Consider the following 13,410-nt stretch of genomic DNA (forward strand, 5'->3'; position numbering starts at 1 on the left):
AGCTCCCTATTTCTTCTTCATCCCTTTTGAGACGGCCATTTTACCCAAACTGCCGCCCTGCCTTCCTGCATCATCAGCAGGCCTTGCGAGCGGGGAAGTAGCTGCAGTGATAGAGCGCCCTATATTCACCCCCGCCCACGCCATCATCCCACTCCACAGCAGCGGCAATCCCAGATAGAGACTGGTTGTGATCATATTCAACAGCATGCGCTTGGCGTCATGTTCACCAGGGTTGGCAAAGATCTGCAGGAAGACATTGACGTCAGGGTACATGGACAGAATCAGGTTCTGATCCACCCACATGGCCAGATACCAGAGCACTGTCCAGAACTTGATGGTGAAGATGGCCATGCCACCGACCACCATCATGGCAATGGAGTAGCGGGACAAAACCACCACCAGTGGCAGCAGGGCATAGATGCCCAGCAGCATAATGGCCTGGACCATGGGCAATGACTGCAACACGGCGGTCATGGTGACGGAAAACAGGGCCGATGCGGTGACTACACCACCGGTCGCCAGGCCGCCTTTGACGATGGATCCAGCGGTGTTGACCAATCCTGCCCCAGATGCATTATTGGCGATTAGCTCATTACTCGACCAGGAGGGTGGCGCATTGGTGAGAACCGTTTTGGCGACGGCGTCATTTTGCTGCTCGCTGGCCAGTGCCGGCGCGATAGCGACCACCAGACCGGAAAAGCCGGCCGAGGTGGCATCCGCCTCGTTGATCAGTTTTTCCCGCAAGCCGATGGCCCCATCCTCCCACCACTGTTTGCAGTAAGGTTTGCCCCAGGCTGGCGGAGTGGTCGGATCGTATTCCGTATCCCTGGCCGCGCTGTAAGCCCAGCCGGTAATTTGGTTGGCCGGGCGCAGTGTGTCGTAATAGCCTGCAGTTTCCCGGTAGACGTGTGCGCCCATCCAGTCGGGATCATCGGCACCGTAGGTGGTGAGAATGCCATTGATGGCCGCCGTGTTTGGTCGTTCAGCCTGGTATTTGGAGCGGGCCGGGATATAGCACTGGCTGAAGAAATCGCTCACCTCCTGCCGGAGTCGCGGATCAGCAATGGTGGCCAGGTGTGCTTGTTGCTCGAAGGTGCGCATATCCGCCACGGTTGGGAGGCCTTGGACAATGGCGTGATTCAGGCCGGAGCTGAGGGCGATCACGCCGTACCACCAGACGGGAACATTGACTGTTGCGGCAGAACCCGTGAACCCGGTCGTGCCATAGGTGCTCTGTGGGGCCGCTACGGTCGCGGTTGTTGGCGTTGGATTCAGCAAGGTCGGCGGCGGCGAGTAGGACAAGGTACCGGCATTGAGTGGTGTGAGGGTAGCGGGTTGCCCGGCCAGCACGACTACCAACAGCGCAATGAACAGCTCGATCTCCATGCGCCGCAGTGAGAGGCCACTGGCATGACCCACCTCACCGCCCTGCGCCGGTTCGCGCCAGTTGTCGATCAGGATGCCCAGAAACGGGAGATAGACGATACCGGTACTGACCAGCACATCCCACAGAATGCCGTAGAAGGTCCAGCCGAAGAGGGAAGTAAAGAGCTCCAGATAGCTATCGACACTCATTGCCCAGCTCCAATGATCAAGCTCTAACCATCAAGCCAATGGCATTGACCAATACACCCTGCCCTAACACCAATTCGAGCAAAACCAACCAGGTGACGGCGCGCCAGCGTAATCCTGTTAGTCTGGTTGCTTTGGCCCGGCTCAGGATTGTCGCATCAGCCAGCCAGGCAACCAGATGATTCCAGCCGAGGGCAACAGCGGCGATCGCTACCCAGCGTATGACTGTCAGCGTCGTCCGCCAGGCATCGATGCTCTGTTGGATGGATTGCACGGAATCCGTTTGCAATCGATGCATAAGGAGATACCCCGCCAGTGCCGTCAGCAACACGGCCACTGTGGTGAATAGCAGAAAGCTTTTTCGCCTTGATCGGATGTTATTGAACACGCCCACCTCGCAACGGATTGGGATCCAGGGTGGGCACTTCCGGTACGGTAAGTGAACTCTGCCGTTTGGCAGCCGCTCGCTCCAGTAATGTGGCAACAGTGTCGGATACCACTTCTTTGCGTACACGGGTTTCAAACAGCAGGTTTTCGATTTCTTTATCGAGCTCGGCGATGGAGTTGTCCGCATGCTCGCGGGCAACTTCGGTGGCGTAAACCTCAGGGACCTGCCGCCCCGACAGCAGCAGACGCCGGGCGTACAGTGCTTTTTCGACCGTGCGCGCAGTGCTGATCTCGGAGACCAGGCGGCCCATGATCAGGCTCTGCTCTGAGGCCGGCATCTCGCGGATGGCTTCGATCACCTGACGGGTGATGGCCACGCCGGGGGCGGTGATCTGATCGAGATTGGCCAACGTGGGCGGTGTCGCGCCACTGACCAGGTTCTGGATCTCGGTGGTGACGGTGGCGGACTCCTGATAGAGCTTCGGTAGCAGGCCCGTACCGGGAATGCTGTCCTTGCGGCAGGTATCGCAGGTAGTGACGATATTCTCGCCCACCACATCCACGGTCCAGTCCCGAGCTTCGGCGGGCGACGCCCAGATTTCCGACAGGCGGGTGGCCGATGCGGTCGGTACCGGACTGGTGTCAGTCACGACGCGATTCATATTGATGTTGTAACCGGCCTCGACGATATCGCCGGTAAATTCCAGCACTGGCTGGCCGGCTCCTCCGGCCTGCCCACCGATCCAGGGCACACCATTGTCGCCATTTGAGGATTCCACCGTGTCTTTGGCGGTCACGGCATCATTGCCGCCAATACCCATCTGCACCTTCCAATCGTTACCTTTGGATAAGGTGATCAGATCGGCGTAGGGGTTCTTGCCCTGGGCAATCTCCGCCTCCATCTGCTCGCAGGACTTGGTGGCCAGCTGCATGGTTTCTTCGGCCTTGATCAGGGCATTCTGGAAGAGATCGTACAGGCCGGGGTTGGCTCGTTGCAGAATGAGTGCAGGTAACGACGCTATGGCGCTGGTGGCCGCTGCCGTCATGGCGTTCATCATGTTGTCGACACCGGAACCGATGTCGTTCAGGGTATTGGTGACCGCCGCCACCGGATCGAACTTGCCGCAGCTGTAGCCGAGTCCCAGTTGGGCAGAGCCTCCCAATGTCGTGGAGACCACAGCGGGATTCGCCGGTACCGAGACCGGTTCGGCGCCACCGATCTCGTAATACCACAGCCCATCTTCTGTGGGCGCCTGAGCGGCATAGCTGTCAGAGCCAATGACGACCGCCAAAGCGATCAGCAGACAGTGGATAGGGTTGTGTTTGATCATGGCGGGTAATTGATCCAGTTGATGTCGAACAGAAAAAACTGGCCTTCTTTTTCACAGCACTGATAAGGCCTCCACAGGTTCCAGGCGTAATCACCCTCCTCGTCCACGCGGCCACCACCCCAACCATTGGCGCTGGCGAGATCGTTGGTGCCAAAAACAGCGCAGCTTGATTCTGCTTTGGGGAGCAACATCTGCCACTCACCGGTGGCGGGATCGTCTTCAACCAATGGACCCGGCGACCAAATACGCTGATCGGAGCTGGAAGAAGCTTCGATCTGATCGTAAATGTGCGGCTGACCGTTCCGGGTCACGATATCCCCGGCTCGCTGCGCATTGATTGCCGCGGCCTTGGGCTCCTCTGCCTGTGTGGTCCAGCCTGTTCTGGGGTAGACACCACCCCAGGTCTGCAGAGGCCAGGTGCCGATTTCCCGCATGCCGGGTATCAGACTCGCTGGATAGAACATTTCCGGGATTTCCATACGCCAGGAGAGCGCATCCAGGCTCGACATGAAATAGGGATAAAAGGAGGTGGTTTCCGATTCACACAAATAGCCGGTACCCGCCAGGACACCTGACAGCGAACCTAAAGGATGGCCGATGACATCGGTCTCCCGAAAGATCAGATTACGGTGGTCCTTGTTGCCCTGCCCACCTTCCGTTCGATTCCCGGCGCTCTCGATGGGCACGGGCAGCAAGCTGCCGAGCAGTCCTGTCGCGGCGGAACTTTGAGCGGCCCCAAGAATACTGCGGATCTCTGTCCAGGGATTGCTACCGAGTTCGTTGTAACTGCTCACCACCGCATCCGGCTGGTAATGGCCAACTTTGATTGAGGTCTCGACATCGCATTCGTAAATGGAACAGCGCAGCCAAAAGCACATCCCCACCGGCATCCAGCGCATACAGCTGAGTGCGGCACTCGTGGTCTGGGAAACGATTTCCGTGGTAGAGATCGTTCCCGCATGACTCATGAGGGGCGCCCACATCAGCAGGATGAATCCACAACGGCGGATAGCACACATCATGGTCGAGCCTCCCCGGCCTGCCACTGCCGATATCGTTGGGTTGCCGCTCGAATGTCGGTGATGCCGTAAACCACAGCTTTGCCATCGAAGACCATGGCCGGATAGCGATCAATGCCGTATTGCATCGCCTGCACCAGGCCGTTAGCGGCGTTTTCCAGTTCATGGCTGAGTTTATTGTCCATACGCTGAAAGCGATGGAGGGCTGTCTGTTTTGCGGCTTCGGGATTCGCTGGCAAGTCTTTGGAGAGCTCTTGCTGAAGTCGATCAATACGGTCTATGTGGTACACAGTTATACCATCCGCACCATTCGCGACCGGGTTCATTGAATCGGTAAATACCTCGATCGCAATTGATGGTTCGTCAGCCAAAACCGGCTCACAGAGCACCCCTATTAGAACGATCGAAAGAATGAGATGAGCTCTTGCACTATTCACTGGCGGCCATCCAGATCCACATATCTTTGACAGAGCATTCATGCTGAAGGATTGACGGTGGGGGATAAACGGAAAATCCAGACATGAAGCGTCGATGTTTCTGGCCGACCAGAGGCGACATTCCTATAATGGCGGGACATTCGTAACGGAAGAAATACAGGAATGGATTTCAGCCCCATCATCCAACAGGTCTACGGCGCGCTGTGGTACCTCATACCTCTCGCCATCCTGGCAGGTGTTCTCAAGTCCCCCTGGTTCAAAGGCATTACCGGTGAGTTTCTGGTGAATACCGCCGCACGACTGTTTCTTCCAAAGGACGAATACCGCCTGATCAAGGATGTGACATTACAAACCGATGATGGCACCACACAGATCGACCACATCATTGTGTCGCGCTACGGCGTATTCGTAATTGAAACCAAAAATATGAAGGGCTGGATATTCGGCTCGGCCAACCAGAAAACCTGGACCCAGAAAATCTACAAACACACCCATAAATTTCAGAACCCACTGCACCAGAACTATAAACACGTCAAAACCCTGGAAACCCTGCTGGATATTCCGGCTTCCGCGATTCACTCGCTGGTGGTGTTTGTCGGTGATTCGACGTTCAAGACTGAATTGCCCGAGAATGTGGTTTATGCCGGTGGGTATATCCGGTATATCAAAGCGCGGCGCGAAGTGATCCTCAGCCAGGCCGCCGTGGAGACTGTGACGGCACAAATCGAACAGCTGAGATTACAGCGGGGGTTTACCACCAACCGACAGCACGTCAACCATTTGCTCCAGAAGAAGGCTCCCTCACCGCCAGCCGCCCCCGCAGTCATGCCGCCAGTCACAGCGTCAACGACGCCCCAAAGTCGAAAACAGTGCCCAAAGTGTGGCGCTACGATGGTACTAAGAACGGCCAGAAAGGGACAAAACGCGGGCAATCAATTTTGGGGATGCGCAACCTATCCGGCCTGCCGTGGAGTCGTGAAACACCCCTGAGATCAGTAAAACTGCTACGCACGAGACTGTTCGATACGCTTGGCGATCTCGTAAACCGCCTCCAGCTCCGAGCAGTTCTTCTCACGCATAATCGCTGCACGTTCAGCCTTCTCATGCTTTTCGGTCATGGCCAGGGCGAGCGATAAGGCTGGCGGCACGTTGCGGAACAGCGCTTCGACCTTGTCGGCCAAAACGACTCCTTCCACGTATTTTCCCGGCTCCTTGCGGGCAGACAACAGCAGGTTGCGCTGTTCGTCATTGAGATCCTTGAAGCGGGCGATCTGCTCCACCTCCTCTTTCGGCATGACCAGGCACAGCCACCACTCCATCATGTTGAGCATCTTGCGGCTGGCATCCGGAAAGTCTTCCAAATTCTGGGTGGCGATCCAGAACCAGGCACCGAGCTTGCGCCACATTTTGGTGATCTTGACCACGTAGCGCGCCAGCAAGGGATTGGTGGTAATGATATGGCCTTCGTCAGTCACCACCAGCGTGGGCCGATCGTCGTGTTGATGACGTTCCACCAGGTCATTGATGTGGCTCATCATAGACAGGTAGGCAACGGTGAGCTGATCCTCGTAGCCTTCTCTGGCCAACATGCCCATTTCGAGGATGGTGACATCGGCTTCTGGCCAGGACTGCCCCGGCCGATTGAAAAAGTGGCCCGCCAGGCCCGAGCAGAAAAGCGCCATACCGTCCCCCATCTCCAGGGCTCGATTACGTCGGTGTTCGGGCAATTCCCTGTTGGTGGCGATGGTCTGGAAGGCGTTGACCACATCTTGGGTAATCACCTGGGGTCGACTGGTCTCTTTCACCGTTTTTGCGGCAAGGAAGATGGCGTTGCGGATCAGCAGTCGGTCGGCCCGGGTCAATCGCGCGTCTTCGCGTTCATCGCCACCGGTGATCATGATGCGTGCAGCAATCTCCATTTCACCGAGGATATCGCGACCGCCGCCCTCTTCGTCCATCTCATCATCTTCGTCTAACGTCTCCTCGCTTGTGGACTCATCGACGTCGAGCGGATTAAACGCATGGCGCCGATCCAGCAGTCGAAGCGCATCGGCAAAGGGCGGCAGGCTGACATCGACATTGGGGTTCAGGGTGATCTGGTTCACTGACAGACCGTGATGCGCAAAATGCTGCCCCAGTAACGAAAACGAAGCCCCGGCCTCGATGATAAAAATCCGTGGCCGGTGTCGTGCCATCATCTGCTGCAACAGATACACCAGCAGTGCTGACTTGCCCGCCCCCGTCGGCCCCAGGATCAGCATGTGGGCGTTCTTCTTGCGGTCATCCCGGTGCAGCGGATCGAAGACCAGCGGTTCGGCACCCCGGTTGTAGAACACCAGGCCGGGATGACCGGTGCCACGGGAACGGCCGTAGAACGGTACCAAATTGGCAATATGCCGTGAGAAGATCAGGCGCGAGCGTCGGCGGGATTTGTCCAGGTCGGCGTCGTAGGCCATGGGCAGGTTACGGATGTAACTGTCGAGCGACAGCAGGTCAGCTTCCTGGGCAATGGACTGCAGACCATTGGGCAAAAGCAGCGCGTGGAGACGATTCAAATTGTTCCGTAGCGCCTTTTGATTATCTCCGCGCACATAGAAGGCCATGCTCACAGGATACAGCTTGTTGCCCTGCGCCATTTCCCGCTCCACTTGTTCCGCATCTTCCCGGGTGATCGACGCCTCAGCGGAATCTCCTACCGAAGCACGCTTGATCTGGGCAATGTGATTGCGGGTGGTGTCTTGCGGTTTGAGCGTAAGGGTTATCGCCATAATGGTGTGCTCGGGCAAACGATCGAACAGCGAATACACCTGATCCCCGGCCTGGCGTTCCGCCGTGAAGTGCCCGATGTCCGGGGCCCGCCGCAAGCTTTGGACGGTCACGACGGTGTGCAGCAGTTTATCGAAAATCCAGCTCGACGTTGCCTCGTCGGAGTGTGGCATCGACAGGGTCAGCTGTTCGGCGAAGTCATAGCCGAAGGGTAAATTGTCATCACCCGGATAGGGTGCCAACTGCAGCAGTGCTTCCGGATTACCGTCTGCCAGCGGTGGATTGGGATTAAACCAGCTCAGCAACCACTGATAAAACGACTGACCATTGGCCCGTTGGGCGTTGATTCCGGCAGAGGCCAGTGAGGCGATCCATTTGGTGGCCACGTCATTGAGCGCCCCCTCCACTTCAACAGCGGGTGGCATTTTGCTGTTGCTTTTCAAACGGCGGTAGAGCACAACGCGGATCCGCCGTTGCTGCCCCTGCCAACGCGAGCCGGTGACGGTGGTATCGTCAAACAATCCACCCGGTCGGGAAATCGCTTGCAGGTGCTTCGACATCACCGACTGGTAATGTTGAGAATAATCCGATGCGCGAACCGTCGGCGACGGGTAACTCGCCAACGACTTATTAAATTGGGTTAGCCTGGGCTCGTCCTGGACATAGATCTGTAATACCCAGGGTGCGTCGTCACGCTCGGGAATGGCCTCATTGATTGCCGTTTGAATGGCGTCTCGCAGCTGGGTCATAAAGGCCGGCGTCCTTGCCTCGCACCCGACCGGCTGCACCTCGAACAGAGCGCCGAGGCTGACCCCGTCCTCCAACAAAAAGGCTTTGCTCTCGGGAATGTATTCCATCCAGGGCAGCAAATCGGTAAACGACGGCGGGCGGGTATAGTGTTGTTTGACCGCGGCAGTGGTTAAGGGTGAACCCTCGGGAAGGTTAGGTTTATGTTTTGGCATCAAGCGTTCCTACTGATCCAACGTCGAGTGATTGGCCGTTGCGGACGATTCACCAGGCACTTCCCCCGGTAATGCGTACTCCACCTTTTCATAAAAGGGAAAGGTGGTGACATAACCTGGTACCGGGGTGCGCTCACTGCCCGACAGGTGGGGAAAGATATACATCACCAGCGTAGGATTCGGCAGACGAGGAAATACCGTGTCGATTTCATTAGCAGCCTCTCGCACAAAGCCCTGATAGTGGTCGATACCAGATTGCGGTAACGGCTGACCACCGATGACTCGCCGGTGGTCTGGCTTCTGAACATCCACCATGTGCTGATCGTAAATGGACTTCATGGTCGGGCCGTCCTGCGGTAGTACTGTCTCTTTAGTGCTGGCGCAGCCGACCATCAGGGCGCTAGTCCAGACCAGAACCAGTGATAATCGTCGCTTGTTGGAAAGGATTGGTTTCATGATGAAGTTTCCTGCCGTTGGAATGGAAATCGATGGGGAGTTCATGATCAACGTGAATTGCCAGCTCGACACCGGCGGGCACGAAAACCGCATCGAAACTCTGTGCCTGACGCTCCCGCAACCACTGGGCGACTTCGTCGCTACCGCCGCTCAGGGTTTTGCCCAGTAGGTATTTACCCGTCTCCCCGGAGACCACACTGGTGGCCGAGCCTGAATCATTGATCAGCGTTGTGGTTTCGGCCTGTGCCGCCGCTTCACCGGCGGCTTCGAGGGCCATCACACCAATGCGTTGTGTCAGGAATGCGGGAGCGTTGGTCTTGCGTTCACCCGTGATACAGGGGATACCCCGCGCATCGGAGATCCAGCCCAGCGGTCTATCGCTGCTTCCACTGGAACCACCCCGTTGGTTGCCGCCACTGGACTTTTCATCAGAGGAAATGGTCTGAATGGTGCCGTCCTCGAACACGAAGGTCACCGATTCCAATTTCCCGGTCACACAGGAGAGCGTCCAATCGCCAACAGCCGTTCCACTCCAGATCATGCCCTCAATACCGGGTATGCGCAGTCCATTGGCGGCGAGGTTTTCTTTGCCGGTAATCACCTTGAACGGCATGGGGTCGCGTACCTGCCCCTGAATCGGCACCCTGCCCACCAAGGCGGTCATGCCAGTGGAGCCAATCAGAGTGGCATTGCGCGGCACGGTGTAGACCGGCAGAGCGGTATTGAGGGCTTCGGATCCTTTCGCTACCAGCGATTTCACTTCCGGACCGGCGCTATCTAACGCATTGCGGCTGCCGCGAGTGAAGCTGTTAAGCAACGTCTCCTTATCAGCATCAGGCGATGGCGCAAGCTCCAGGGGGTTGACCCACACCAGTGATTCCGCTTCCGTCGCCGATGTTCTGACACCATCCAGGCCGAGCCCGACCGGAATATCAGAACCCGTGGAAGTCCGCTGTGTTGATGGCGCCCCAAAGCGGTTGGCCAGGGAATCCACCCTCGCAGTCAACGCGGCGATGGCCGACGTGGTTTCGCTTGGCGCGGCGTCCGTACGTTTTGCCTCCAAAGCTGTCTGCACTCTCGACAGCACGTTGTTTTCGATCTGCTTTCGGTCTTCGATCAGATCGCGGTTTTCCTGTTTGAGTGCGGTGTTATCCCGACGCAGGGCATTGAGCTCCGAAGTCATGGCGCTGACATTGGCCGTCAGTGTCTTGATGGTGTCCGCCGGTGTATCGGCATCCGGTTTCGGTGCCTGTGGCACGGCTTCCAACAGCTGAGGTTGCTCGTCGCTCGGGGAACAGGACTTCACCGCGACGAGCGCCGCCATCAGCACAACGGAACCGGCAAGAAGTGGTAACAAACGATTACTGGTGACCATCGACATGGGGTAGATTCCTATCCTCTCTCAAAGCGCCACATCAAAAGGCCGCATCAAAGCGCCGATCCGACACCAGATAGACGGCTGTGGTATCGGCCTCACTGCCAGCGGGTAACAGGCGATTGTGCTGAAAGGTCGCCGCCAGCCATGACCCGCGCAGTTCGCGTGGATCCAGCACCACGGGTTGTCGAGTACGATTGATCAGCTTGACGGCAGTGACGTACCGTAAACCCGCCTTCCAGGTGGCAACCGGCACGGCTTCGATCTTTCCGCCCACTACCAGATCGACCGGTTCGGGGTTCACGGGTATGGCTACCACGCCCGGCTGCCGGGGGATCAGTCGCGTTGGCGCATAGAGTTGTTGCGCGGCATACCGGGTTAAAGCGGCATAACCCAAAAGCTGTGATTGCTTGTCCGATATTGACTGATCGGCACCGGCATCTTCCGACAAATCCTGCGGTGGCTTTTGTGATGCTTGGAGCAGTACCTGCACATCCGGCAATGATCCACTGTCTACTCCGCCTGGCGCCGCTGAAATATCGAGGACGTAGATCGGGCTGTCGGTTTCCGAGCGCACCATGACACGGGTGGGCTCAAAAGGCTGTCTGGCCAACAGATATAGGGTGCCGTTGATGCTTTGGCTGCGCAGCAACGGTGTCAGTGACTGCGGCAGGCCGATGCTCACCGAATCCGGAAAATGCACCAGGCGCTCTTCACCGACGACCAACGGAATTGCGATGGGCGCCTTGTTCCAGACAACGCGTTCTGGAACGTTCGAAGCCGTGTCATCGACTTGTGCAAAGGACAGCAGCGGGAAACATAGACCGAGCAAAGCGATCCATCTCAATGGCGGAAAGAAAACACGAGGATTCATTGGGAGGATTCCTTATTTGTAGTGGCGCCAGTCACACTGGGTTCAGCCAGCTCGGCATCGGTTAATCGACGCGGACCGTCACTGGCGTACCCATCGAGTGCCAGGCCCCAGGGATTGGTTTCCGGATCGATAGCCTGACGCACCACGCGAACCGGGTATCGAATCGTGGTTTGCTTGACGGTCATGCCTTTCACGGACTCCAGCAGATCCAGATCCAGCCAGACAATCCAGACATCAGGCGACAACACATCGACGCGGCGCTCCTCGTAGCCGTGCCCTGGCACTTCATGGACACCGCGCACCCGGTAGGCCAACTCGCCGCGCCGGGCTTTGAGTTCCATATCGGCAATCAGGTCATTGCGGTAGCGCGGTGTCAGGTAGGGCGAGATCCGGAAAATTGCGCTGCCGTAATCCGTTGCGCCATTCTCGGGCCAGCGATTGAGCTGCTGAAAGATATAGAACGCAAAGGCATATACATTGGCCGGAGGCACTTCTTCGGCCGCCAGAACAGCGCCCGACCGCAGATCGGGAGGCACATAAACCCGCAGCTGCTTGGGTGCCTGGCTCCAGCCGATCCAGAGCGCGAGAATGATCAGCCCTTGCAAGCCAATCACGATCCACAGGGAGCGCAAATGGGACCGCACGTTATCGATTTCGAGTCGGTAGCGGCGCATAGTGCGTTCTCCCTATATCCCAGGAACCGCTGCGTAGTACCCAGGGCGTGCGATACAGCCCCATCGTCTGCAGACGAATACGCAGCCACTGCTGGTAATAGCCTTCAGGCCGGCCGCGTTTGATACGCTGAAACAGCGTCGCCAGAGCGACCACAGTGGCCACCACACCGACACCGGCAATACCAAAACCCATGGTGATGGCACCCAGCAACCAAGCCAGTAACAGACTGAGGGGCAGCCATATCACAATGGCCAGCCCCACAATCATGCCCAGCTCAGAAGAAGAGCAGCCTTTAAAGATGGCGGGCTCGGCATTGAGCCGATCCGCCAGAATTTCATGGTCGTTGGACATTCGTATCTCCTACGGCAAGTTGATATTGACGCTGGCTGTTAAATAACCCCAGCCGCTTCTGTGAGCAGATAGCTGGCGAAGATCAGCACGATCGCGCCGACAATTCCCAGGACACCGACTTCAGCCCACTCCGCCTTGCCCTGGCGAGCTTCATTGAATTTCGCGAAGCCCAGATAGGCGATCCAGAGAAAACCCAGCACTGCAATGGCCAATCCGAGTACCAAGCCGCCATCCTTGATGTAGCCCTGAATCAAGCCGATCCAGTCACCCGCCGGCGGCGCCGTACTCGGCGCAACCGGCGTCGGCAACGCCGCCCAGAGCGGCATTGGTAGTAGCACCGCGACCGCTGCCGATAGCGACTTGCGGATGGCAACAGATTGCTTGTTGAAATCGTTTTTTGTATTTGATGTGTCCATAACAAATGTCCTCTTCTGTAATGCTGATAAAAAGGGGAACCATCCCCGCATCCCACTGCGCTGCATCGCCGTTTGCCCTTACCGGACTTTCTCGGTCTCAACTCGATCGACTCACCGCAAATAGAAGCCCAAAACCATCAACACAATGCTTGCCCGCAGAGTGCTCCAGGTCAGATCAAAGAGCGTGGCCTGCCCTTCCTGCCATGCCCTAAAAGTGCCTAAAGCCACCCAAATCACCCAGACAAACGCCAACACCAACACCATCGACGCGATGGCCGTCAGCATGGTGGCTGGGGTAATACCGGAACCGGCTTGAAAAGCTGTTTGTTGTGCGGCGTTCATGACAAAACCTATCGACGGTAATCGCCGCGCAATGGCGGAAATGAGCGAGGCTGAGCACGGGGAGAGTCGATGTGTGACTGGATGCCGTCCTTGATGTTCTTCAGGTCCTGACGCAACCAGTCATAACGAAATCGGATACGGGAATCCTGCTCGGCGTTGGCCTCGGCACGCTTGATTAATGAGTCGAGGGCATTGATCTCATGGATGACTTTGGCGAGCGCCTCGCGCTCGGCGTCTGCATCGGCAAAAGCCGCCGGCGTGACAACCAAGCCTATAATCAGAAAAGAAGGTAGCCAGAGATGGCGTTTCATGGCACTGCTGCTCCCGCAAGTTGTTACGGGGCATAATGCGAGAATTAGGGACGATGGACGATGGGAAATCTATTCGGTGGGTGGGGTGGTTTTTGAATTTTTATGTAAAGTTTACTTTGAGCCAGAGTGAGAGATT

15 protein-coding genes are annotated in these 13,410 nt (G+C 57.2%); 1 reads left to right on the plus strand and 14 read right to left on the minus strand.

Annotation, left to right across the window (positions count from 1 at the left end; all coding sequences use genetic code 11):
* Positions 1-6: 6 nt before the first annotated feature.
* Genes Y5S_RS03035 through Y5S_RS03055 form a run of 5 tightly spaced genes read right to left on the minus strand, consistent with a single transcriptional unit; the run spans position 7 to position 4,680 of the window.
* Positions 7-1,575: a conjugal transfer protein TraG N-terminal domain-containing protein gene (locus Y5S_RS03035; protein WP_035230299.1), complete on the minus strand. Its 1,569-nt coding sequence runs from the start codon at positions 1,573-1,575 to the stop codon at positions 7-9.
* Positions 1,576-1,591: 16 nt separating this feature from the next.
* A complete protein-coding gene (locus tag Y5S_RS03040; protein WP_197055080.1) occupies positions 1,592-1,960 on the minus strand; it encodes a hypothetical protein in 369 nt (122 codons plus the stop codon).
* Complete coding sequence (locus tag Y5S_RS03045; protein WP_035230300.1) at positions 1,950-3,290, minus strand: integrating conjugative element protein; 1,341 nt, start codon at positions 3,288-3,290, stop codon at positions 1,950-1,952. Before Y5S_RS03045 ends, Y5S_RS03040 begins: the two co-directional genes overlap by 11 nt.
* Entirely contained in the window at positions 3,287-4,312 is a 1,026-nt protein-coding gene (locus tag Y5S_RS03050; protein ID WP_035230301.1) for a TIGR03756 family integrating conjugative element protein, read from the minus strand. The genes Y5S_RS03045 and Y5S_RS03050 overlap by 4 nt, the downstream gene beginning before the upstream one ends.
* Positions 4,309-4,680 carry a TIGR03757 family integrating conjugative element protein gene (locus tag Y5S_RS03055; protein WP_197055081.1) on the minus strand — a complete coding sequence of 124 codons (372 nt, stop codon included), beginning with the start codon at positions 4,678-4,680 and terminating at the stop codon, positions 4,309-4,311. The genes Y5S_RS03050 and Y5S_RS03055 overlap by 4 nt, the downstream gene beginning before the upstream one ends.
* 228 nt (positions 4,681-4,908) lie before the next feature.
* Here Y5S_RS03055 and Y5S_RS03060 point away from each other — a divergent pair, with 228 nt between their 5' ends.
* The gene (locus Y5S_RS03060; protein ID WP_027948929.1) at positions 4,909-5,736 is read left to right on the plus strand and encodes a nuclease-related domain-containing protein; all 828 of its coding nucleotides are present in this window, start codon (positions 4,909-4,911) and stop codon (positions 5,734-5,736) included.
* A 14-nt stretch (positions 5,737-5,750) separates the two neighbouring features.
* Here the strand turns inward: Y5S_RS03060 and Y5S_RS03065 are convergent, their stop codons facing one another.
* The 9 genes from Y5S_RS03065 to Y5S_RS03105 all read right to left on the minus strand — a co-directional run bounded on the left by Y5S_RS03065 (position 5,751) and on the right by Y5S_RS03105 (position 13,274).
* On the minus strand, positions 5,751-8,474 hold the full coding sequence (locus Y5S_RS03065) for a conjugative transfer ATPase (RefSeq protein ID WP_035230302.1): 2,724 nt from the start codon (positions 8,472-8,474) through the stop codon (positions 5,751-5,753).
* Between the two features lie 9 nt (positions 8,475-8,483).
* The gene (locus tag Y5S_RS03070) at positions 8,484-8,930 is read right to left on the minus strand and encodes a TIGR03751 family conjugal transfer lipoprotein (RefSeq protein ID WP_065130252.1); all 447 of its coding nucleotides are present in this window, start codon (positions 8,928-8,930) and stop codon (positions 8,484-8,486) included.
* Positions 8,875-10,311 carry a TIGR03752 family integrating conjugative element protein gene (locus Y5S_RS03075; RefSeq protein ID WP_035230304.1) on the minus strand — a complete coding sequence of 479 codons (1,437 nt, stop codon included), beginning with the start codon at positions 10,309-10,311 and terminating at the stop codon, positions 8,875-8,877. Before Y5S_RS03075 ends, Y5S_RS03070 begins: the two co-directional genes overlap by 56 nt.
* Positions 10,312-10,345: 34 nt before the next feature.
* Entirely contained in the window at positions 10,346-11,179 is an 834-nt protein-coding gene (locus tag Y5S_RS03080) for a TIGR03749 family integrating conjugative element protein (protein ID WP_035230306.1), read from the minus strand.
* Positions 11,176-11,853, minus strand: a complete 678-nt coding sequence (locus tag Y5S_RS03085) for a PFL_4703 family integrating conjugative element protein (RefSeq protein ID WP_035230308.1) — start codon at positions 11,851-11,853, stop codon at positions 11,176-11,178. Before Y5S_RS03085 ends, Y5S_RS03080 begins: the two co-directional genes overlap by 4 nt.
* Positions 11,825-12,205 carry a TIGR03750 family conjugal transfer protein gene (locus Y5S_RS03090; protein WP_035230310.1) on the minus strand — a complete coding sequence of 127 codons (381 nt, stop codon included), beginning with the start codon at positions 12,203-12,205 and terminating at the stop codon, positions 11,825-11,827. The genes Y5S_RS03085 and Y5S_RS03090 overlap by 29 nt, the downstream gene beginning before the upstream one ends.
* Positions 12,206-12,243: 38 nt before the next feature.
* On the minus strand, positions 12,244-12,621 hold the full coding sequence (locus Y5S_RS03095) for a TIGR03745 family integrating conjugative element membrane protein (RefSeq protein WP_027948935.1): 378 nt from the start codon (positions 12,619-12,621) through the stop codon (positions 12,244-12,246).
* A gap of 111 nt (positions 12,622-12,732) precedes the next feature.
* Positions 12,733-12,963, minus strand: a complete 231-nt coding sequence (locus Y5S_RS03100; RefSeq protein ID WP_014704108.1) for a TIGR03758 family integrating conjugative element protein — start codon at positions 12,961-12,963, stop codon at positions 12,733-12,735.
* A gap of 8 nt (positions 12,964-12,971) precedes the next feature.
* A complete protein-coding gene (locus Y5S_RS03105) occupies positions 12,972-13,274 on the minus strand; it encodes an integrative conjugative element protein, RAQPRD family (RefSeq protein WP_035230314.1) in 303 nt (100 codons plus the stop codon).
* Positions 13,275-13,410 lie beyond the last annotated feature (136 nt).

The organism is Alcanivorax nanhaiticus (genome assembly GCF_000756665.1).
GTDB lineage: Bacteria > Pseudomonadota > Gammaproteobacteria > Pseudomonadales > Alcanivoracaceae > Alcanivorax > Alcanivorax nanhaiticus.

Coding starts and splice junctions, on each gene's coding strand:
- Y5S_RS03065 (WP_035230302.1), bottom strand. CDS start 8,474: ATGCCAAAACATAAACCTAACCTTCCCGAGGGTTCACCCTTAACCACT.
- Y5S_RS03100 (WP_014704108.1), bottom strand. CDS start 12,963: ATGAACGCCGCACAACAAACAGCTTTTCAAGCCGGTTCCGGTATTACC.
- Y5S_RS03085 (WP_035230308.1), bottom strand. CDS start 11,853: ATGCGCCGCTACCGACTCGAAATCGATAACGTGCGGTCCCATTTGCGC.
- Y5S_RS03090 (WP_035230310.1), bottom strand. CDS start 12,205: ATGTCCAACGACCATGAAATTCTGGCGGATCGGCTCAATGCCGAGCCC.
- Y5S_RS03105 (WP_035230314.1), bottom strand. CDS start 13,274: ATGAAACGCCATCTCTGGCTACCTTCTTTTCTGATTATAGGCTTGGTT.
- Y5S_RS03075 (WP_035230304.1), bottom strand. CDS start 10,311: ATGTCGATGGTCACCAGTAATCGTTTGTTACCACTTCTTGCCGGTTCC.
- Y5S_RS03070 (WP_065130252.1), bottom strand. CDS start 8,930: ATGAAACCAATCCTTTCCAACAAGCGACGATTATCACTGGTTCTGGTC.
- Y5S_RS03050 (WP_035230301.1), bottom strand. CDS start 4,312: ATGATGTGTGCTATCCGCCGTTGTGGATTCATCCTGCTGATGTGGGCG.
- Y5S_RS03045 (WP_035230300.1), bottom strand. CDS start 3,290: ATGATCAAACACAACCCTATCCACTGTCTGCTGATCGCTTTGGCGGTC.
- Y5S_RS03095 (WP_027948935.1), bottom strand. CDS start 12,621: ATGGACACATCAAATACAAAAAACGATTTCAACAAGCAATCTGTTGCC.
- Y5S_RS03035 (WP_035230299.1), bottom strand. CDS start 1,575: ATGAGTGTCGATAGCTATCTGGAGCTCTTTACTTCCCTCTTCGGCTGG.
- Y5S_RS03080 (WP_035230306.1), bottom strand. CDS start 11,179: ATGAATCCTCGTGTTTTCTTTCCGCCATTGAGATGGATCGCTTTGCTC.
- Y5S_RS03060 (WP_027948929.1), top strand. CDS start 4,909: ATGGATTTCAGCCCCATCATCCAACAGGTCTACGGCGCGCTGTGGTAC.